Consider the following 20,952-nt stretch of genomic DNA (forward strand, 5'->3'; position numbering starts at 1 on the left):
GTTATGTGTCGTGTGGTTAATTGCGTTTACGCGCAATGGCGGTCAACTTTTTCCGGTATAGTTGCATAGAATGAAACTTAATGGGCATGCCGACATTCACCAAGGCATGCCTGAAAAACCAAGTCATGCGGTCATGAAGTGATGGGTTTGGAATTAACTCAGTTTGCTGACCATCACTTTTAGCTGGTATGTCAGTGAGGTAGCGCAAGTCACCTGTGTGGCGATACAGTGAAAGCACATCGAGCTTTTCTTCTATGGAGCGTAAGGTTATTTGCGGCCCAGAGTTATTGCGCCCCTCTTTCCATTCAAGCAATAATCGCATGGCTTTCGGTAATAATGAAAATAGGCTTAAAACGTAATTTGACGGTAGTCTAGGCACAATATCAGAGCAGTTAACCACCCGATAAATCGGCGTTTTGAGCCCATTAAAATAATTGTAGTCAGCCGCTTTTGGTGCGCCATAGGTATAACATGCGCCATTACTATCTGGTGCGAGCTCTCTGGTTGCTATGCAGGCCAAAGCACCACCAAGTGAGTGGCCGGTAAAAAATACCGGGGTTACATCATTGGCGAGCGGATCATAGGGCTCGCCTTGTGATTTTTCGAGTATGTTTATTATTTGTGCTTTGACGCTCATAAATGAGCAGAAAAAGCCGCTATGAACGCTGAAGTTGTTGCCAACACTTTGATGTGCGTTACTCACTTGTTGTTGTTCTTGCGATAAGGGCGTTGCGTAGATATTGGTAAGCCAATCTTCGAGACGGGTTTCTGAACCTCTAAATACCACAACAATATAGGGTTTTTCATTATCGATGTTACCCGCTGCAGGTGTGTATTTACACACAAACCCTTGTGCACTCAGTTGGTGTGATAGCCCGAGTGGCTGACTCGCAAAATCCATCGTGTGTTCATCACCTGCGCTATGAAAAGTACCGTCAAATGTGCCTTCTAAGGTAAACCCTGCTTTTTTCAACGATGATTTTAGTAATGTTTCGCCCACAATAAGCGCGTGCTCCTTTTGAGTCACTAAACTTTCAAGTGGGGCTTTTACATTGTGAGCGTGTGGGTTGACACTAAAGTGGCTATCGAACACCGCGTTTATTTGTGCTGTTAAGCCTTGGACTTCGTTATCAATGACACTAAAGCGGATGTAAGCCAATTGTGAGAGCTCAGCCATAATATAAGAGACGCGGTCGCTATAGCCAATACGTCGCCAAGGTAGCTTAAGTAGGTTTGGGTGCATGAAATAATCATGGGTAACTGTATTGGTTGTGACTCGCCCAAGATAGACAGAGAGTAATCCATAGCCTGCGGCGATCAGGGCTAGCGCACTTTGCCAAAAGTGGTGAGCGAATAGGCTGTTTGCTAAAGAGGATAAGTGTGCAAGATAACCTTCAAGCGTACGTATAATGGCGTCAAAACTCAGGCCCTCTAGGGCGCCACCTGTCATCGCGATACCAACCAGCAAAGAAGACATCACGGCGTAGATGACCCCTAAAAACCATAATGAGATGCCGATGCTTCTAAATACTCTGGCCTTACTCGCTCCGTGTTTCATAGTTACCTTTTCAGCATACGGTTACATCAAAAGTGTGTTTTTTAACCATAAACCGAAAGGTACAGGTTTTCAAGAGTGCCTAAGAACACAATAGATGTTTCTGTTGATTGTATGAGGAGAGAGTCGTAGCACTGAATGGCATGTGTGTCATGGGGTTAAGTGCATATTTGGGAATTCATGAACGCAACGTATGTGAATGTGCAATTAGGCGTTATAGCTCTTGTGTGATGAAAAGCATTAGCACAGCGTATTTTAGTACAAAAGAGGCTACCTAAATTTTAAAGGTAGCCACATAGTTACGAACAAATTCAATGTGAGCTAAGATTAATCGCGCTTTTCAAATCTTCTCGTTGTTTCGAATGCGTGTAATTGGCCATAGTACATAGCCATATAACCGTATTTAAAGGTATAAATATCCCCTTCTATTTTGAGTAGTTTGATATTTCTGACTCTAGGGACACCGTACTTTTCTGTAGCAAATGCATGACATTCATCAAAATCACGGGATTCAATCTCTTGACAAAACCTCTGTCTGATAAATGTGTAACTGCCATCTTCTTCTATTTTGAAAATATCACTTTCTAATGGTACAAATATGTCAGGATATAGGTAATAGACTGCTTTATCAGTACCTAAATACATATTGTAAGGAGGCGAAAGTGGATAGGTAAGGTGTGTGTATGAACCTATATAATCACTTGAAGTAAAAGTTGTATCGAGTTCATAGTGAACAAAACCCTTATTATCATACGCTTTGTTACTGTCTTGAGCGGTTAGTTGCATACTCATGAAGGCTTTGCCTGAGGGGGATGTGTATAGTTTGTATTTATGAAGGGTTTCACCGAATGTTAGGCTGAGTTCGGAACCGCTTTGTGAATAATGAAAAGTACGTATTTCATCAAGTGATTTATCGGCGGTAGAGAGTGTAACGGTACCTGTACTATCGTCAGTAAGGGTAAACTCTATTCCCCCTTTATAATTATAATCACCGAGTGTCCACTTTAGTTGGTCAGGTGCAATTTTACCCGCATATGTTTTTCCCGCTTGCAGTGGCGTGGTAAATCCGCTTAATACATCTATCGGGTATGCAATGAGGTCTGACTGAGGAATTAACAGTTCAGATAAAGTAGACTTCCATTCTGGGCTCGCGTCAATATCAACTCCTTGTGTAATGAGTTGATACGTGTAACTAGATTCAATAATTAGATGATCTTGTATTTTACCTAGTATCTTTAGGGTGTCGTATTGTATTGCAAATTCTAATCTTACATCTGGGTAACGGTAATAAGTGAAACTTTGATTGATTGTTTGTTCTTCAGGGGTAAATTTACCTGAACGATTATTATACGTACCGATTACTGAGTTTATATCGTAGTGAATGTTAGCAGGGTCAGCTGATGAGTAATGTTTGGGCATAAGTGAGCGGGCGCTCAATGTAGCAAGGCGCTTGTCATTACTGTTAAGATTAATAATATCTGCGTGTATCTCTGATTCAGGTGTTCTTGCGTACACTTTTTCACCTGACACAGGCGATGTTTTACGCAGCATATAGGTTTGTTTGTCATTGTTGTCGGTTGAAAGTACGACGTAGAGTTTGTCAGGAGACTTGGCAAGAATTTTTAGCCCATTGTATTGTTCAAGGTCACAATCGTACTTACATCCATACTGGTACATATTGAGTTTATCTAAGTAGTCACTGTTGTATTCAAAGCGACTGAGAGCACCGTTGTTAATTAATAGGCCTTGTTCTTTCTGGTCGAAAATTAAACCGAGATGTTGTTGTTTGTCTTCCCATGCGCCTGTAAGTTCTGCCGCGGAAATATCAATAGGCGCCCACGCTTGGGGGTTATCAATGACATTCACAGTAAGCTCATAAGAGGTTGAGGCTTTGCCATCTGATACACTGATGGGGTACGTGTGGGTCTCGATATCTAAAAAGTCTGGCGATACGCTGAGTTTTACTTGGTTATTTTCTAGGGTATACGACAGCCAATCAGGTTGATTTTCGATACTGATAGAGAGTGGGTCACTCTCTTTATCTTGTGCGTTTAACACGAGGTCGTATTGTGACTTGGCCTTCGCATCAAGGGTGAAAATACCGCTTAACGTTGGGGGGTATTAACCGGGACTTGTGGTGTGCTGGTTCCGCCATTTGATGACGTATTATTTGATGAAGTAATGCTTGATGAGTCGTTATTTGATGAGCCACCACATGCGCTCAGTGCTAAGCATCCTGCTAATATGAGTAATTTCTGTTTCACGGTAATTTCTGACATCCTGTTTTTAAAAGTGGGCGGAATATACCATAATACGGGATGGTTTTGTTTGTTTTTTAGGTAATGCACGGGCTGTGACAGGGGGGGGATGATAGGTCAAAGTAGCGGTGACGTTGGCTTGTATGTTTTTATATGCCTATATGATGATGTGATTGCCTGAGTTTTAAAGGTAATCACATTATTATTATCTAACTAATTTAGTCTAACTTTTCAAATACCCATGTAGATTCATGCGCAATTTTTTGACCATCGTTGTCAATATACATGGTGCTATATTTAAAGGTATAAATGTTGTTTTCTACTGTGAGTAATTTTATATTCCTAGCCCTTGGAAAACTATGCTTTGCAGTTGATGAGGCAAGACAAGCGGCGAAGTCGTTGTTGTTAACTTGTGGGCAATCCTCATGAATAACATACGAAATGCTGCCATTGTTTTCAACTTTAAAAACATCCCCCTTTCGTAGTGGGTCATCGAGTTTATAAAAAAGATCAATTTTATCTGTTGCTAAATACATTACTGAGTGGCCATGGGGAAGGTGCTTATATGTACCAAGGTAATCATCGAAGGTGAAAGTAGTGTCTACTTCGTAATGAGCATAGGCTGTACGCTCATATACTTTGCCACTGTCTTCATCAGGTAGTAGCGCACTCATAAAGACGATACCCGATGGTAGGCTGTATAACGAGTATTTATAAGTTTTTTCACCAAATGTAATACTTAACTCAGATTCGTTTTGCACATACGTAAAGGTACGTACTTCTTTGATTGATTTATCCGCCGTTTCTAGCAGCACTGATCCAGTATTATCATTACTAATGGTGAACTCTAATGCACCACTATAACGAATTTCCCCTAAGGTCCAGTTCAATTTGTAAGGGGCAATTCGACCAACATATGTTTTGCCAGCCTCTAACGAAGTGACATGCTTAGTCAATTTATTTACTGGAAAAGCCATGAGGTCTGTTTTTGGTCGCAAGAATTCCGTGAGTGCAGCGTAATCTTGAGAATAAGGGTCAACATTTACGCTTTGTATATCGAGTTGATAAGCGTATCTAGATTGAATTATAAGGTGGTTTTGTGTTTTGCCAAGAACCTGTATTTTGTCATAGTTGACTGTAAACGCCACGAATTGATCACCTGTAGCTTCAAAGAGGGATGTGTGATAAAACACCTTCTTTTTACTAGGCGTAAATACCCCTGAAGCTTGATCATATAGGCCATTTAACTGATGGAATGTGTATTCATCATTGTCAGTATAGCTAGAACCCATATTGGGGGGGTTATGTGTACGAGTTTGTAATGTAGCAAGCTGCTGATTATCACTGTTAAGGTTAATTATATCGGCGTATAGATCGGCGTATGTATCTGAATATAAATTTTCATCGAGCGCCGCACTATATTTAATACCACTTTTTATAGAAGAAGGTTTGCGCAACATATACGTTTGCTCTTCATTGCGTGTATTTTTGAACGAGAGATATACCTTATCGTACGTTTTTGCGATGACCTGTAATTCTCTAAAGTGTTTAACTCTGCAGTCGTACACACATCCATGTTCGTAAATCCACAGTTTATTGATAGAGTCACCATTATATTCAAACCGACTTAATTCACCATTTTCAATCAATAGTCCTTGCTGTTGTTGGTTGAAGGTGATGGAAAAGTTTTGCTGTTTGTTTTCCCATACCCCCGCAAGTTCTGCCGCGGAAATATCAATAGGTGTCCATGCTTGGGGATTATCGAGGACATTCACAGTAAGCTCATAAGAGGTTGAGGCTTTGCCATCCGATACACTGATGGGGTATGTGTGGGTCTCGATATCTAAAAAGTCTGGCGATACGCTGAGTTTTACTTGGTTATTTTCTACTGTATACGACAGCCAGTCAGGTTGGTTTTCGATACTAATAGAGAGTGGGTCATTCTCTTTATCTTGCGCGTTTAACACGAGGTCGTATTGTGACTTGGCCTTCGCATCAATGGTGAAAATACCGCTTAACGTTGGGGGGGTATTAACCGGAACTTGTGGTGTGCTGGTTTCGCCATTTGATAACGTATTATTTGATGAAGCAATGCTTGATGAGTCGTTATTTGATGAGCCACCACATGCGCTCAGTGCTAAGCATCCTGCTAGTATGAGTAATTTCTGTTTCACGGTAATTCCTGACATCCTGTTTTTAAAAGTGGGCGGAATATACCATAATACGGGATGGTTTCGTTTGTTTTTTAGGAAATAAAGTCTGAGCTGTTGAATAGACAGTGTTGGGCAGAATCAATCATGGGTGTGTTACGAAATCAGATATGCAGGTGCTTAAAAAAATGATGAAAGACCCGTTAAATTATTTAACGTTGGCTGCATACAGGCTGTGTGTAGTCGGCGTATAATTTACGGTAATCGCCGATGGTATTGGAAATAGAAGGAACATAAGGGGATGTCAGAGTTAATCATTCGTACCATGTTGCCGCATGAGCTAAAAGTGGCCATAGAGTGGGCTCGCATTGAAGGGTGGAACCCTGGGCTTGAGGATGCGGCATTATTTTACCAAGCAGACCCTGAGGGGTTTTTTGTAGCAGAGCTTGCGGGTGACATTGTTGCAGTTGGCAGTGCGGTCAGATATGACGCGAATTTTGCTTTTTGTGGGCTTTATATCGTCGCACCAGAACATCGTGGAAAAGGGTACGGGTTAGCTCTAACCAAACATAGACTAGCGTACTGTGGTGAGCGGAATATCGGCATTGACGGGGTATTAGAAAACGTCGAAATATATCAGCGTGTGGGGTATCAGCCTTATTATCAAAATAAACGGTTTCAAAAGTGTGCCACTGCCCACGATGTATCATCCACTATCCAAGATGTGACTGTACAGCATATCGATGCCGTCATCGCTTATGATCAGCAATGTTTTCCAGCCAAGCGAGACATGTTTTTAAAAGGGTGGTTACAGCAAAAAAATGGCAAGTCACTCTGTGTGATAGAAAATGGCCAAGTTCGAGGGTATGCAGTAAGGCGACAATGCGTTGAAGGGTATAAAGTAGGGCCATTGTTTGCAGATTCGAAAGCGGTGGCCACACAGTTACTGAGTGCTTTGCAGCAGGATATTATCGGTGAGATTATCATTTTAGACGTACCGGAAAATAACCCTCTTGCGATTGAATTAGCGGTTGGTGAGCATATGGACGTGGTGTTTGCGACATCTCGCATGTATCAACATGGGCTACCTGATATAGCACATCATAAAATCTACGGTATTACCACGTTTGAGCTGGGGTAATGGATAGATAAATATGATTTTTTGAAATTAAGAAATTGATTACTTCTATAGCAAAGCCCTCAATTGAGAATGGTCGTTACCAGTATCAACAGAGGGCTTCGTTTGTATATACTATATAAGAGATATGGTTGACTCATTGCAACATTGATTAGAGTGAGTATTTGTCATTACTCGCAATATGCTGCCTAGCGCCAAAATATTAGCGGATATTGTTCCCACCAAATAACTATCAGGCAAAATTGTAATGCACTGATGATGGCAATTAATTCAATTACTTCCCAGCGGTTTTGTCTAATTTTTGCAAACTGATGAAATACACTATAGCCCAACGTGATGGGTAGAATGGTTGATACAAGGATCAGTGACATACTGGCAATATTGAGCATACCAAACTCTAAAAATGATTGGTTGAGGTAAAAATACACGGGGATTGAAAACAGTAATACATTGATAAACGCCAGATGAGTCCTTTTTAGCGGATGTGACATAAACAGCTTTACGCAGCCAATAATAATAAACAATAGCAACCCAAATATCCCAACAACCATGCTTACCCAATAAGGTAAAAGGGTTGTTACAGGCACTTTTTTAAATGTTTTTAAGCCATTACTCATGAATAACTCATCGTCATTCTTAGCATAAACAACGTGTGATGCTTGGGTTCTGCCTGCTTGTTGATATAAATTATTACCAATATAACTTAAGCGTATTGGCGAGCTTTGCAATGAGTTGATCACCATATGTTGTTCAGAAGCAGTAACCCAAATAAAATTAAACAGCTTATCGATAAATGCAAATTCAGCCATATTATTAGGTGCTAAAATATAGAAGCCGTCAACATCGCTATTGTGTTGCAGCTCAGGTTTTGGCTCTGGTAATTTGGCCGATTTAAGTTTCAAGTATTGTATAAACAAAGCGTTGAACTGTTCAGTGTTGGCGGTTTCGCTGTCGGTGTTAATCGAATAGAAAAACCCTTTTTTCTCATTGGGATAAAGACAAATATAAGCTTTAAATCCAAAGGTTCCACCGGGGTGGCACATGCCCACTGCATCATGCCTATCGCGCGTGGCGAAGGCGAGCCCGTGGCCCATGGGTAACCCTGCTTTTTTAGCATCCGTGTTATCGGCAATGGCAAGTAGTGCCATTAAATCTGCCTGAATAAATGCTTCACCCTTGAGCTGTCCGTTGCTTAAAATAAATGCCATAAATTTAGTCATATCAGGGGCGGTAGTCGTGAATTGACCCGCGGCTCTTAAGTACATAGGTACCGCTTTTTGCATCACTGCGTTTTCATGATAACCCATGGCTAATAATGGGTCTTTGCGTGGTCCACTTTGACTAATAAATTCGAAGGTGCTGTCATGCATATCTAAGGGGTGCAATAAGCGACTATCTAAATAAGCTTCATAGCGCTGTTGTGTCACCGCTTCAATAATCATAGCAAGCAGCGCATAGCCCATATTTGAGTATGAATACTGAGTGCCTGGCTGAGTTCTTATGGTTAGTAAGTCGTGCTGATTTTTAGAAAAAGCAGCTTCCAGCGGCATATCCGGTGTTGGGGTGGTACTTAAAAATTGCCGCATTTTGATGTTATCTAAGCCAGCTGTATGTTCAAGCAAGTGTTTAACGCGAATAGGGGTATTGGCTGACCATGGGTTATTTAATTGCAGCTTAGATAAATAGGGCGTGACTTCTGACTCTAATGTTATTGCACCTGTTGATATTAAACGTAGAACTCCCATCGCAAGCACCGTTTTTGAGACAGACCCAACGTGCATCTTTTGTGCGTTTATCATGGGTAATTGTGTTGCAATATTGGCTTGCCCCGTGCTACCAACATAACTTTGATTACCGTCAATAACCGACCAGGTTATACCGGCTAATTGCTCTTCGCTAAGCACGCGTTCAATGTGTTTTTCAAGCTGTTCAATTTCAGTAGCGTGGACGATATTCATTATCAGTATTGCTAGGCAGAGCATCGCAGTGTGTAATAGAGGTTTAATGTGCATGAAAGTCCTAGTCTTTTGCGGTGTATAACAAATTACCACCGCTTATTTTTTTAATTTAATTGTTTAAGCTGATTAGCCAAGCTGAAGATATCAATGCCTTTGCTTATATCTAATTGCATGAATGCAAGGACGCCGTGCATTACAATCAGAATGCGTTGGTATGCCTGAGGCTGTTGTTTTAGTGCTTGTTTTGCTGCTTCAAAGCCATGTTCGTCATAGGTTAATAGCAATGCAACTGCATACTCTTCAGGGGTCCGTTGTCTGGTTTTGGGTTCATATCCTAGCTCTGCAATTACTTTTTCCGCGAGCGTCCAAACTGACCACGGGTTCTGGCCGGTAATGAGTTTACCATCTTGAGTTACTTTTTCTAAGTAGGTTGTACCTGCTTGAAATTGCGCGCCTTGTGCGATGAGTTTGTCTTGTAGTAAAAATGGAAAGATTTGCTTTGCATCAGGAATGAGGAACAGCTCTTCTTCATTGGTGAAAGCACTGACATTTTTATTACTCAGTAGCATGTCACCGTTGTCGAGCCGCACGTTCACGAGTGCCGCAGGGCCATGACATACCGCACTGACGACTTTATTATTTTGGTATAAGGTTTTTGCAATATTTTGTATATGGGGGTTGTTTGGGAAGTCAAACATGGTGCCTTTGCCGCCGACGAAGTACACAGCTTCATATTCATCTGGGTTGATGTTTGCTAACGGGATGGAGTTGGCGACTTGTTGTTGAATGGTTTCATTATTTAAAAACGCATAGTCATATGCGCCCATATCTTCGCCATCGATGACAACAGGTGGTTTGCCGCCTTTTGGGCTGGCAATATCAACCGTAAAGCCATTGGCAATAAAGACCCAATAAGCACGAGCAAGTTCGGTATGCTCATAGCCTGTTTCTTTATCTTCGGTCATTTTATCAACGCTTGTGACCACCGCGAGGATTTTCCCTCTGGGTGCGGGAATATCGTCAGTTAAGTAGGGGAAGTCACTCATTTTAGATTCTTTTAAGGCTAGAAAGTGGGCTTTTTCAGGCAATAAGCTTTTAACCCAGCCTTTGGCGCCATAACCGAGTCCAACCACTAAAAGTGCAAGTATGACGAGTGTAAAGATAATTTTTTTCAGCATAACAGTAACCCAATTAATAATGTGGCAACGAGCATAAATAAGGCGGTGTGAAATTTGTGTGAAGTTCGCTTTTATAGGGGAAATAAATTTTGGGTGATAAATATCGCGTCGATGACTTAAAAGTGACAAAGCACCGCATTGAGGTTGGTTACAGCAAATTATGCGAAGCCATATAGTTTGGGGGTCGTGCCATAGTATGTTAACTCATGTCGTTTTTTTTGTTTTTTTTTGTTAATGTTTACTCGCTGGCGGTTGGTCTGCGTTTAAATTAACAAGGACTGATTAAATGAAAACAATGATGTTATTTATCGCGCTACTGTATAGCGCAACGGGCTTGGCTGCACTTGAAAAAAAGGACTGTTTTTTCAATCTCAAGGCTATGAGGTTAATATCGGTTTTGAAGGCAGTTATACCGATACCACAGCGGTGGCCTTTTATGTTGAATGTGTAGCAGAGCACAGCTGTTCTTCAGCGGCGTTTACCGAAAGAGTGTTGTACGATTTTTTCAGTACACTAAAGCATGGTGGCTTGTACGAATATGTGTGGGACAGTGATGACCCATGTTTGGAACCAGTGGATAGTTGTAGTCCAAGTTGGTAAAGGCAATAAAAAGGAAGATGTAAAAGAGTCGCTAGAACGACACATTAATTTTGTTGGCAAGCAAACCAAAGCCGAGTCATCTGCGATCACTGAATTGGTGAAGTATGCGCAGTCATTGGCAAATTTAACACCAAACCAACGCCCGACGAATACGCCGGTGTATCGTATCGTTACAACCAAGCGAATCGGCGATCAGGTTAAGCCTATATTAATGTGTAAAGTTACTGAATCATCGTGTGAAATACAGAACAATGTTCGTTTTGTTCACTATGATAATGACTCAATCGATGTGTCGTTTGACTACAGCAGTGGCTGGGGAGAGGACCGAGAAATTAGAGATAGCATTGATACCTTTCTTGAGCGCTTTTCATATCAATGTCAAATAACTTATACAGGTCAGCCTGGCAGCTTAGTGGGTCAATATGTGTGTTACCTTGCACCTTAAATAGAGTAAGGTGCACAGCATATGTATTGCTGTTGGTGATTTAAATTATTGATAAAAAGCCAAAAAGTAGTGTGATTTACTTTTTGACTTTGACTTAATTAAGTGTTATCGAACATAAATATATGTCGTGTTCTCAACAACATAGGTGGTTATGTTGGTGTCTTTATACACGTCACCCGTGTAGTTATAAATGTTGTGGTAATTGAGCATTGAATAATCAGTGCCAACGCCGCTGCACCCTGACGTTTCGTGCCAAAATAAGCGAAATTGATGTTCACCGGCTTTATTGGGCAGTCGGCCGAGTGTGTCTGCCAAAGGAATACAATTGGCATTTTTAAGGGTACTGATATCCGCCAAGGCATAAATCCCCACATCGTTCATGCTTAACAGCAGTTCTTGGCTGTTGTTTTTCAGGTATTGCCACTGAGCATCCCCTAAATGGTAGTTGTCATCAAACGAGGTTATATTCGATGTTTCAGTAAACAACACGTCAAAGTCATTGATATGGTCATATGCTTTTCCTGGTACGTACCTAATCCCAACCAAAGTCCAGCCACCGCCTTTTAAATCCATGTCACAGTAAGTGGTAAATGCCGGCAGCCCGCCAGCACCGTCAGGGTCCATGTGAAAATACCCCGAAGCGGCACTGCTATTATTGGCTTGTATTGATTGACACGTTGTACCTTGGCTGACTGGCGGCGTGGTGTGCTCTTCAACAAAAAAGCCGTAATACTCCATTTCATCAATTTGGGTATAGTCTGTGGAGCCGTGTGTTGTTAAGGTCAGTAACCTGAAATACTTACCGAATGCCGCACGGTTTAATGTCACATTAGCGGTGCCTTTTTCCATGGTAATGTGTTCATGGTCGACAAAGTTCACGCCATCGTCTGAAACTTGAAAAATAACGTCTTTGGGGGTTCTTGGGCTCGACTCAGCAAAATGCGTGGTAACCTGAGTTTTAAACCCTGTAATAACGGTTTTTTTGCCAAAGTTGACCTGTAGCCATTCGTCAGAGGGGGTTGGGCCGAGCCAAATACCATGGGTAATAAGGTTACCTGCATGGAGATTGATTTTGGCATTGGGGTCGGTGTAATAAAGGTGTCCATCAAACGCGCCAGCTGGGCTGAAAGCGTTGACTGTGCCACTGGCTCTATAGCTGTTGGGTAATAATGCATTGGTATGTACTAAAGCAATGTTATCACCTTCGCCAGTGGTTTGCCCTGGCAGTGTGGGTCGTGAAGCATCGACATTTTGCATATCGCAAAAGTATTGCTGAGCTGCTTCGCCACCAGGACCATCGGCATCAATTAAGTAAATGTTACTTGGCGCGTTCGGGTTTTGGGCTAAAACACTCGCACAGCTAATGCCATCACTTGGGAAAACTTGTTTATTTAAGGTCGTTAGCTGTGCTAACAATGCGTTGTATTTAGTCAGTAAGTCGGTATTAACAGCATCGACATATTGTTTGGTAACAAGGTGGTTTGGCAAGGTTGGTGTATCAGCGATAGCGTTGCCAATGACTTCTAAGGCCGCACTGGGAGAGGTTGTACCTACGCCTACTTTAACGTTGGTAGAGACGGTATTTGCGCCATCGTTCCAGTGAGTTGTCCCGGGCACGCCTTGAATCCCCTGTATTCCTTGAACCCCCTGTATTCCTTGAATGCCGGGTATGCCGATTGGGCCTATATCTCCGGTTTCTCCTTGAATGCCTTGGACTCCTTGAGTGCCTTGTATTCCCTGCACACCTTGAATGCCTTGTTCACCTTGAGCCCCTTTAAACTCAGTCCAGAGGTTGCCGTCACAAATAAAAACTTTACGCTCTAATTTGCTGTAATAAATAGAGCCTTCATGAATAGAAGTACAGTTAATAGGCTCTGATGCACTCGGAATAAGTCTTATTGCGCCTGCTACTTCAACATTAGAATTGAAGTAATGAGGGAATAGGTTGGGGGTACTCGTCGGGTCGTTAGGGTCAGTGGCAGCTAAAAATTCATTTAAGTTAGCGGCGTTGTCGTTGTCTAAGTCTAACAGTGCATCATTGGCATCAGTCGGATTTAAACCGTATTGGATTTCCCAAATATCACTCATACCATCGTTGTCACTGTCGCGCTGTTTTGGTGCGACATGAACGGAGACATCATCAAAGTCAATGATGCTAAGTTGCGTATCAGAGTTCTGCAGCTCTAGAATGATGGTGGCGCCTGAATCAATAAGTGCTTGATGGCCCGCGTTGGGTGAAAATTGCGCTGAAACTTGAACAAAATTGCCTTTGATAAGCTCAGTTGAGGGGGTCATATCGATAAACTGGTCGTTAATACGCAGCCCCAATTTATAGTGATAAGCATCATTATCATGACGCCAACCTACTTTTACATGAATGGTATATTGTTGCTCTAAATCAAGCGGTTGACCAAGATCTTGTGAAATGCTTGCGCCTGCTGATGCAAAAGCGATGTTATGTAACAGCGCATGATTCTCGTATTGGCTGGCTGTGGGGTTGAAAATGCCGGCCCCATTTGATGATGAAAACTGCCAGTTGTCAGCAGTATGGCTTTGTGAGTTTTCGGTTAATGTATTGCCATCAAAACTACCGTTGTTTATTAACTCTTGTGCATATATACCAGTAGATACCGTGCTAAGCGCAATTGCAATCCAATTTGCGACGACGTTTTTTTTCATAACTATTTGTTCCCTTATTAGCGTGTAAAATCAATAGAATTATATTGAAAAAGGGCATGATAGATAGTGTGAAAAAGTATGGTTTATTCTAGCTGCCCGTATATAGGAAAATAAAGGTAGAGCGGCTATATATTATAATGAAAGGTCTGTTTTATTTAATAAAGCCGTGGAACAAGCAATTCGCTTGATTAACGAATTGCGCGCAATTGTTACTCGCTTAGGCGGTAAAAACTGATTAAAATAACATTAAATTTCTTACAATAGTGATAGTGTATGTCGTTACCTGTTTGTCCTAGCTGTGCATCTGAGTATGTATATCAAGATCAATCTAATTTAGTTTGCCCGGAATGTGCCTATGAGTGGAACCCTGAAGAAAAGCGGGCTGAGGAAACAATAACCGCAGAAGATGCCAATGGAACGATGTTGGTTGATGGTGATAAAGTGACGGTAATCAAAGACCTTAAAATAAAAGCGAGTTCTCAGATTATCAAAATTGGCACTAAAGCGCTTATTAGGCGAATTAAAGATGCCAAAGATCATCAACTAGACTGTAAAGTGGATGGTGTGGGTGAAATGATGATCACGGCAAAGTTTGTGAAAAAAGCTTAAACGCAATGAAGGGTTTAAGCCGTGATAATAAGCCAGCTGTTTGAGCTCCCTCTCATAGGTCTTTAATTCAGTATTTCGCCAATAGAAACCGGTGCTGATGTTTGTGCTTTGATGGCATTGAGCACCGATACCAATGTGTTGTGTTGGCTATTTGGATGGGCGCGCAGACTGATGGAATTTATATTCCCAACAGCCGCTAAGCGGGCGATGTTGACATTAACGGCTGTTATTTCTATCAGCCTTTGATTAAGAAATATTTGGTTTTTGCTGTTAATCGTAAATTGGGGTGTTAGTTTGGGCTCAATGGTACTGACACTGTTTTTTGTTCGCTCAATATCAAGTACCGTGTCGCGGTTAAAGCTGGCAGTGACAATAAAAAAATCAATAAAATGAACACAATATCTAGCATAGGGTTCATATCTACAGTCGCATTCATTTGTTGATAAGCGCTTCTTGTTTTATGCATATTATTTCTCCTGAGTGGTTCATAGTGAGCTTAGAATATGGTTGTTTTTATTTTGGAAACGCATTGTTAATATTCATATTCTCTTACAAAGTTGTCTTTATTTTGAACGATTTAGGTGTCGGGTACTGCGAAAGGGATAGATACGATGAATTTGTTAGGTTTCGTTTTTCCTCAAAATTCATCATCTAAACTGCTTGGAATAAGCAGATGCTACTGTGTCAATTAACTTTGATGATATGATTTAAGTTGTTGTTTATATTGTACTTGTGTTTTTTGGCATGGTCGGTCGGCGGCGTGATTGATAACTTGCATGCGCTTATTGAACGCCTCACTATGAAATAGTGATCTATCCTATAGGTTAAATCGTAGACATAGCTGCGAATACTTTATTGAGATGTGTCATGCTCCGAGCGATATCTAAGTATATTTCTAGTCATTTAACCTTTGTTGCTTTATTACCTTGTATTCTGCTGGCTGCTGTTGTCTTTTATGATGTTTCAATGTCATTGAAGCGAATGAATGATGCACATGAAGCAGAATATAATGCATTTTTGAGTCATGCAGTATTAGGCGTGGTACATGAAAGCCAAAAAGAACGGGGCTTATCTGTGGGGCTTATTGCCTCGAAAGGGCGTAAGTTTAAGACTAATTTATCTCAACAAAGAGCGGCAGTAGATCGCGTTATAAAAGAATTGCGTGCAAAACAAGCTAAGTGGCAGCTGAGCGCAACGATGCAAAGAGAGTTGCGTGAGTTTTTACGACATTTTGAAAAACTCGATCGGGTAAGAGGCAAAGTCGATGCACAAGCAATGCCGCTCCCCGAAATGTTGAAATATTATACGGGCATTAATGAGAAAGGTTTGCATATCGTGATCACTGCCTCGCGTTTAAGCAATGAGCATATTATCGCGGCTGAACTTTTTGCTATCTATAACTTTTCTAGTGCGAAAGAATCAGCTGGCATTGAACGGGCAGTTTTAGCCAATGTATTTAGCACTGACAAACTCAGTTATGCATTAAAAGCAAAATATATACAATTACGTACTAAGCAGGAGGTATATCTAAATGAAGCGCTTGAAGCCTCACCAGAGGTAATGAAAGGGATATTTGAACAGGTATTATCTTCCAATGAAAATACAGCAGTGGATGCATATCGGCTACAAATTGAAAGCAAAGAAAGTAACTTTGGCGTTGACTCTGAGCAGTGGTTTAAGGCCGCAACAAAGCGTATTAATGTGTTGAAAGAGGCCGAAGAGCAAGCGTTGGCTCTGGTTGATGAGACCGCAAAAGAGATATACGAAGCAACAGTTTTTGTGTTAGTCGTTGAAATAATAGTTTTTGTTTTAGGTTTACTGATCACCTTTGCGTTATTTACGGCGATTCGGATGCGCTTTAGTCAATCACAGAAGATAGCCAGTGGTATTGAAATTGCGATTTATAAAAAAGACTTAGCGCACGAAATAGAAGTCACCAGCTTTGATGAATTGGGGAAGTCGGCTGAAAATATTAACCAATTAACGATGCAGTTTGGTAGTGACCTGATGGAGTTTGGACAAGTAGCTACAGAGATTGCAAGCGCGACACAGGCAACATCGACAGCGATAGCACAAAGCCAAGATAATTTAGTTGAGCAGCAAAATGGGATAAAAACCATAGCTGCGGCATCTGAGCAAATGAGCAGTAGTATTCAAATGATAGCACATTCAATGAATGAGAATTCAGACGCTGCCCGAGTTGTAGCAAATGAGTCGATTCATGGTCAAAAAATAGTGAGTGACGCTGTTATTGTGATTCAGCATGCATCAGATGATATGGCCAAATCAGCAGTTGCAGTTGATGCGTTAAATGAGCGTGTTGGCAGTATTTCAAGTATGGTTGAAATGATCAGCAGTATTGCGGAACAAACGAATTTGTTAGCATTGAATGCTGCAATAGAGGCCGCTAGAGCTGGAGAGCAAGGCCGAGGGTTTGCGGTTGTTGCAGATGAAGTAAGAAGCTTGGCGAGTCGAACACAAAAATCAACAGAAGAAATATCGTCGTTGGTTTCACAGTTGCAAGCAAGCTCAGAAGAGGCAGCAAAGGTCATTATAAAGGGGAAGGAAAATGCGATTGAAGCGGCAGAACGAGCCAATGAAATTAAGAGTGCACTGAATAAAATAGTGACTCAGGCGCAACAAGTTGAAAAGGTCACAGAATCTGTTTCAATCAGCACACAGCAACAAAGCGAAGCGATTGGCGATGTGAGTGAGCATATTGCAGTCATATTTAACAAGTCGGCAGAGAATGTGACCGGCGCAGAACACATAGCCTTAGCGGCACAACGTATTGCTGATTCGGCTAAGAATATGGATAATTTAATTGAACAATACACGGTGCAAAATGTAAATAATGACTAAAAAAAGAGAAGGTAGTCCGTATTTAATGTTGTAAAACATTACTGTAAAAATCATCTGGCATTATGAGTGATTGTCACAGGCGTCACTGGTGAGACTAGAAGTTTTATCGATAGAGTGCGGGTTTTTGGCTTTGGTGCACCTGAGCCAAAAAATAGAGCACCGATTACTGAGCAGCGTTTGCCTAAGTCTTGTTTGTTATATTCTTAAAGATTGTTTCGAAAGGAGTTTAATACTTTCCTGAGCCAGTAATAACAGAGGATCAATGAGTGGCAAATTAGCCGGTCGAGGTAAATCAGTACAGCCTAAAACAATATTTTGTGCGCCGTGTTGTGCAAGATCTTTGGTAATTTCAATAAGTAATTCCGGTGTATGTGTCGTTGTTAAAGTGGGCGCATAACTGACTTGGGAAAGAATCAACTTATCCAGATCGTGCTGGTGACTCGAATTTGGAAGTATAAGCTCAATATCATAAGAACGGGCAGCTTTTGTGTATAGGCCATAATTTAGGGTTTGTGATGTTGCGAGTAATCCTACTTTGGTGATTTGGCTATGTGCCAGTGCTTTTATCGCCAAATTAATGATGTTGAGCACTGGTATATTTACGGCACGTTTTATATCGTCGATAAAGTAAGAAAGCGTATTACAAGGCAGCACCAAGAAAGTTGCACCGCTTTTTTCGAGGTTGATGGCTGCATTCACGAGTATGTCTTTGTAGGGTTCAACACTGGCACTGTTAAGTAGTATACCGTGCTCCAATACATGGGGCACTGCGATACTATTGATTAAAATGTTAGGGCGATACTTGGTACCCGTAAAGTGCCTTTGTAAATCGAGATAAAATTGTGCGGTGGCGCTTGGGCCTGTACCACCAATGATGCCAATCGTATTCATAGTATATACTTGTGATTAATTCTGAAATTGACGCTATTTTCATAAACTGTGCTGTTGAAATCTATTACACGCGTATTACACCGAGTGAGCTGGAAGAAACTAAGCTAGTAGAAAGTAGCATGGTGATTGTCCGTTTTATGCCGTGCTAAAATAATGCGTGATAAGGGCTATTTTATAGTGTCTTAAATATCTAATGATATCTACGTTGTTGTTCTTTATTTGGTATGTCACCGATGTCGATATGTGTTTACATGTTTGTTGCATTGAAAAGCGATTGGTTGTTATTTTTCATGCTTTGATAATAAGTGATAGTGTTACATCACGTGAGGAGCAGACACAGATATTGTTATATAACCTCAGGTTTGGATAAGGGTTTTGGAATAGAAAATGTTTTGAAAATAAACTTACGTACAATCCAATGAGGATATTTTGTTCAATATCAAGGCGCTTTTATGCAGTAATAGCGGGCTATTACAAATGAAAGCAACGCTGAGAGTGAGAAAAATAGCTTTATTGGGCAAATTCGCTTACCCAGAGCTGAGGTTATATAGTGAAAGTATGCGACTATTTGTTGAAGAAGTTCGTCGACAAGTGCAGTCTTCTTTGTAAGCCATAGATGATACGCGTTACAAAAGTGAGGTTTTTTGTTTTTTTATTAATTGCTTGTGTTTTAGTCTGGTGAGAAAGGTATGTTACATAGGGGCGTATTTGTAGTGAGAAGTATGTTAGAAACGCCATTAGTAACAGTGTTACACGATAGATAATAATTTATATTATTGCAATTATTAATTGGAATACTCCCTAGAATAGCGTTTATTATTTACTTGTTTTTGTATCGTGGCTTCTATATGTTGTCTTTGTTTGTTGATGGTAAGTTTATGGAACGTATTTTTTACCTATTAAAAATAGGAGGGTTATTTAATCTAGGGCGCTGGGTATTTCATTTTTAACTCACGAGTGAGATGTTTTTATATTTGAAATTTAACTTTTCTATATCTGTGCAATATTTGAATGGAGTTGTTTGGTGTTGCTTATACGAATTAAATAGATGTAATTAAAAATTGCTTGATTTAATTTTGTTTGATTGTTAATGTTTGCCTCGTTGCCTTTAGGTGTTTATAAAAACACAATTTTAGTTGATTTAAATTTTTATATATTTAATACCTTGAATAGTACATGAGAGGTCATTTTTATTTCTATTAATGATGTTTTCTCCATGTGTATATTTGAACTGAGCTATTTCTAAAATCTGATCTTAATTTTGGTCATGTTATATGTGCATATTTTTATCATCACTCTATGCATGTACTTTTGTAGAGCCAGTTGGTATTTCGAGCATTCAAATATTTCTTTATGTAATATCATATAGGTATTTACGTATGCTGATTACCTATACAAGCCTTGGTATGTATGAATTAAATATAGATTAGCTAATAACGGTGATTAAACATCTTGAGCGCAAGGAGTGCATTAATATTAAATACTTACAAGGGTGTTAAAAAATGAAAAAAGCAATATTTTTGATTGGTTCTACAGTTCTAAGCAGTCTAGCATATGCGGGTGATGACCCTGTTAATTGTCGTAGTGAGACCCATAACGTTAGTGTGTATGGCGGTTATGTCGCTAGCTGTACAACTCAGTCAGGCACAGATATCCGACAATATGTTACACCATCAACGACTAGCTTTATTAGGTTACACAGTCATGGACAAAGTTGTACTACATCGTTGCGTTATTATGGAAAACAAACCGTAACAAGTACACAATGTGATTATACACCTAAAGCAAACTTGACGTTGAGAGCTCTACATGATGGCACTGCATATGAAGCTGCGTTGCGTGTTTCTGGAAGTGGTAGTGACCGTGATGGTAGCATTGTTTCTGAAAAATTTTGGTTGAATGGTGCATATAAAGGTTCGTCAATCAGTCCAATTAAAGTACGTACTGCAACACGCTTCACTGTTAAATATGAAGTGACGGATAATAGCGGTTATACAGATTCACAAACAAAAACGATTTGGGTGAACCCTCAAAGTGATCCATGTCGTGAAGGTGTTTCTAGTTGCTAATATAGGACAATTCAGTTTCTTAAAGTGAATTAATTTTATTTAAAAAAGCTGGCTTTTCATTAAGCTGGCTTTTACCTTTATTTAACATTTTTGTGTGGGTTAATACATAAATATTCAATGGTGCTGTGGCAGTTCAACTTTTTAAGTTATGTTTTGGCAGTTGCTAGATTGAAGAGATTATATTAGAGAAATATGATCTTCTTTGTTCCATGCTAAATGCACATCATAGCAGTGCTTTCGCTTACACTTATAAAAAGTCAGTTAAATACTTACCATCGAACAGCCAATAAATATGATTTATAATTTCACTGAATGGATAAAAGTTGGTTTTTCTATTCAAGCTAATGTGATTTTGCGCTACTTTTATAAAAAATCCATTGCTTTTATTAGGCAAGGAAGGGTAAAATGTCTGCCCAACCGAATAGCAGATTTTTGCTATACTTTTCGTCTTTATTTTCTCACGTTTATTATTGCAATCTCATTAGTAGATGGCGTTTTCGTGCGCGTGTATTTTATAAAGATGATCATGTATGCGTCGCTGCTTTCGCTTTGGTTGGCGC

General features: G+C 40.4%; 17 protein-coding genes. 7 read left to right on the forward strand and 10 right to left on the reverse strand.

Features of this window, described 5'->3' with window-relative positions; all coding sequences use genetic code 11:
* Nucleotides 1–16: 16 nt before the first annotated feature.
* The 4 genes from J8M01_RS18235 to J8M01_RS18250 form a co-directional block, all read right to left on the reverse strand.
* Nucleotides 17–1,558 (reverse strand): lipase family protein, encoded by a 1,542-nt coding sequence (locus tag J8M01_RS18235; protein WP_211058890.1) that lies wholly within the window; start codon nt 1,556–1,558, stop codon nt 17–19.
* A gap of 324 nt (nt 1,559–1,882) precedes the next feature.
* Complete coding sequence (locus tag J8M01_RS18240; protein ID WP_211058891.1) at nt 1,883–3,613, reverse strand: hypothetical protein; 1,731 nt, start codon at nt 3,611–3,613, stop codon at nt 1,883–1,885.
* A 47-nt stretch (nt 3,614–3,660) separates the two neighbouring features.
* Nucleotides 3,661–3,819, reverse strand: a complete 159-nt coding sequence (locus tag J8M01_RS18245) for a hypothetical protein (RefSeq protein WP_211058892.1) — start codon at nt 3,817–3,819, stop codon at nt 3,661–3,663.
* A gap of 212 nt (nt 3,820–4,031) precedes the next feature.
* Nucleotides 4,032–5,987, reverse strand: a complete 1,956-nt coding sequence (locus J8M01_RS18250) for a hypothetical protein (protein ID WP_211058893.1) — start codon at nt 5,985–5,987, stop codon at nt 4,032–4,034.
* A gap of 277 nt (nt 5,988–6,264) precedes the next feature.
* Between J8M01_RS18250 and J8M01_RS18255 the strand changes: the two genes are divergently transcribed.
* Entirely contained in the window at nt 6,265–7,104 is an 840-nt protein-coding gene (locus J8M01_RS18255; RefSeq protein ID WP_211058894.1) for a GNAT family N-acetyltransferase, read from the forward strand.
* A gap of 185 nt (nt 7,105–7,289) precedes the next feature.
* On the opposite strand, the gene J8M01_RS18260 is transcribed toward J8M01_RS18255, so the two are convergent.
* Both J8M01_RS18260 and J8M01_RS18265 read right to left on the reverse strand, forming a co-directional pair.
* Nucleotides 7,290–9,113, reverse strand: coding sequence for a serine hydrolase domain-containing protein (locus tag J8M01_RS18260; RefSeq protein WP_211058895.1), 1,824 nt, complete (start codon nt 9,111–9,113; stop codon nt 7,290–7,292).
* A 50-nt stretch (nt 9,114–9,163) separates the two neighbouring features.
* On the reverse strand, nt 9,164–10,237 hold the full coding sequence (locus tag J8M01_RS18265; RefSeq protein WP_211058896.1) for a type 1 glutamine amidotransferase domain-containing protein: 1,074 nt from the start codon (nt 10,235–10,237) through the stop codon (nt 9,164–9,166).
* Nucleotides 10,238–10,790: 553 nt separating this feature from the next.
* On the opposite strand from J8M01_RS18265, the gene J8M01_RS18270 reads away from it, so the two are divergent.
* The gene (locus J8M01_RS18270) at nt 10,791–11,282 is read left to right on the forward strand and encodes a hypothetical protein (protein ID WP_211058897.1); all 492 of its coding nucleotides are present in this window, start codon (nt 10,791–10,793) and stop codon (nt 11,280–11,282) included.
* Between the two features lie 105 nt (nt 11,283–11,387).
* On the opposite strand, the gene J8M01_RS18275 is transcribed toward J8M01_RS18270, so the two are convergent.
* Nucleotides 11,388–13,961 (reverse strand): fibrinogen-like YCDxxxxGGGW domain-containing protein, encoded by a 2,574-nt coding sequence (locus J8M01_RS18275; protein WP_211058898.1) that lies wholly within the window; start codon nt 13,959–13,961, stop codon nt 11,388–11,390.
* A gap of 273 nt (nt 13,962–14,234) precedes the next feature.
* Here J8M01_RS18275 and J8M01_RS18280 point away from each other — a divergent pair, with 273 nt between their 5' ends.
* On the forward strand, nt 14,235–14,570 hold the full coding sequence (locus J8M01_RS18280; RefSeq protein ID WP_211058899.1) for a zinc ribbon domain-containing protein YjdM: 336 nt from the start codon (nt 14,235–14,237) through the stop codon (nt 14,568–14,570).
* A 62-nt stretch (nt 14,571–14,632) separates the two neighbouring features.
* On the opposite strand, the gene J8M01_RS24015 is transcribed toward J8M01_RS18280, so the two are convergent.
* Both J8M01_RS24015 and J8M01_RS24020 read right to left on the reverse strand, forming a co-directional pair.
* Nucleotides 14,633–14,944 (reverse strand): biopolymer transporter ExbD, encoded by a 312-nt coding sequence (locus J8M01_RS24015; RefSeq protein WP_348772765.1) that lies wholly within the window; start codon nt 14,942–14,944, stop codon nt 14,633–14,635.
* Nucleotides 14,860–15,036, reverse strand: a complete 177-nt coding sequence (locus J8M01_RS24020; protein WP_247671193.1) for a biopolymer transporter ExbD — start codon at nt 15,034–15,036, stop codon at nt 14,860–14,862. Before J8M01_RS24020 ends, J8M01_RS24015 begins: the two co-directional genes overlap by 85 nt.
* A gap of 401 nt (nt 15,037–15,437) precedes the next feature.
* Between J8M01_RS24020 and J8M01_RS18290 the strand changes: the two genes are divergently transcribed.
* Nucleotides 15,438–17,432, forward strand: coding sequence for a methyl-accepting chemotaxis protein (locus tag J8M01_RS18290; protein WP_211058900.1), 1,995 nt, complete (start codon nt 15,438–15,440; stop codon nt 17,430–17,432).
* 195 nt (nt 17,433–17,627) lie between these two features.
* Here J8M01_RS18290 and J8M01_RS18295 read toward each other — a convergent pair whose 3' ends face one another.
* Nucleotides 17,628–18,323, reverse strand: a complete 696-nt coding sequence (locus tag J8M01_RS18295; protein ID WP_211058901.1) for an amino acid racemase — start codon at nt 18,321–18,323, stop codon at nt 17,628–17,630.
* A gap of 11 nt (nt 18,324–18,334) precedes the next feature.
* On the opposite strand from J8M01_RS18295, the gene J8M01_RS18300 reads away from it, so the two are divergent.
* From J8M01_RS18300 to J8M01_RS18305, 3 genes are all read left to right on the forward strand, one after another.
* Nucleotides 18,335–18,472 carry a hypothetical protein gene (locus tag J8M01_RS18300; protein ID WP_211058902.1) on the forward strand — a complete coding sequence of 46 codons (138 nt, stop codon included), beginning with the start codon at nt 18,335–18,337 and terminating at the stop codon, nt 18,470–18,472.
* 328 nt (nt 18,473–18,800) lie between these two features.
* A complete protein-coding gene (locus tag J8M01_RS24250) occupies nt 18,801–18,932 on the forward strand; it encodes a hypothetical protein (protein WP_282100536.1) in 132 nt (43 codons plus the stop codon).
* A gap of 893 nt (nt 18,933–19,825) precedes the next feature.
* Nucleotides 19,826–20,392: a hypothetical protein gene (locus J8M01_RS18305; protein ID WP_211058903.1), complete on the forward strand. Its 567-nt coding sequence runs from the start codon at nt 19,826–19,828 to the stop codon at nt 20,390–20,392.
* Nucleotides 20,393–20,952: the final 560 nt, after the last annotated feature.

The sequence above is a fragment of the Pseudoalteromonas sp. MMG005 genome, from assembly GCF_018101015.1.
Taxonomy (GTDB): Bacteria; Pseudomonadota; Gammaproteobacteria; order Enterobacterales; family Alteromonadaceae; genus Pseudoalteromonas; species Pseudoalteromonas aurantia.

Coding starts and splice junctions, on each gene's coding strand:
- J8M01_RS18265 (WP_211058896.1), bottom strand. CDS start 10,237: ATGCTGAAAAAAATTATCTTTACACTCGTCATACTTGCACTTTTAGTG.
- J8M01_RS18235 (WP_211058890.1), bottom strand. CDS start 1,558: ATGAAACACGGAGCGAGTAAGGCCAGAGTATTTAGAAGCATCGGCATC.
- J8M01_RS18275 (WP_211058898.1), bottom strand. CDS start 13,961: ATGAAAAAAAACGTCGTCGCAAATTGGATTGCAATTGCGCTTAGCACG.
- J8M01_RS24250 (WP_282100536.1), top strand. CDS start 18,801: ATGAAAGCAACGCTGAGAGTGAGAAAAATAGCTTTATTGGGCAAATTC.
- J8M01_RS18290 (WP_211058900.1), top strand. CDS start 15,438: ATGCTCCGAGCGATATCTAAGTATATTTCTAGTCATTTAACCTTTGTT.
- J8M01_RS24020 (WP_247671193.1), bottom strand. CDS start 15,036: ATGCATAAAACAAGAAGCGCTTATCAACAAATGAATGCGACTGTAGAT.
- J8M01_RS18280 (WP_211058899.1), top strand. CDS start 14,235: ATGTCGTTACCTGTTTGTCCTAGCTGTGCATCTGAGTATGTATATCAA.
- J8M01_RS18270 (WP_211058897.1), top strand. CDS start 10,791: ATGACCCATGTTTGGAACCAGTGGATAGTTGTAGTCCAAGTTGGTAAA.
- J8M01_RS18295 (WP_211058901.1), bottom strand. CDS start 18,323: ATGAATACGATTGGCATCATTGGTGGTACAGGCCCAAGCGCCACCGCA.
- J8M01_RS18305 (WP_211058903.1), top strand. CDS start 19,826: ATGAAAAAAGCAATATTTTTGATTGGTTCTACAGTTCTAAGCAGTCTA.
- J8M01_RS18255 (WP_211058894.1), top strand. CDS start 6,265: ATGTCAGAGTTAATCATTCGTACCATGTTGCCGCATGAGCTAAAAGTG.
- J8M01_RS18260 (WP_211058895.1), bottom strand. CDS start 9,113: ATGCACATTAAACCTCTATTACACACTGCGATGCTCTGCCTAGCAATA.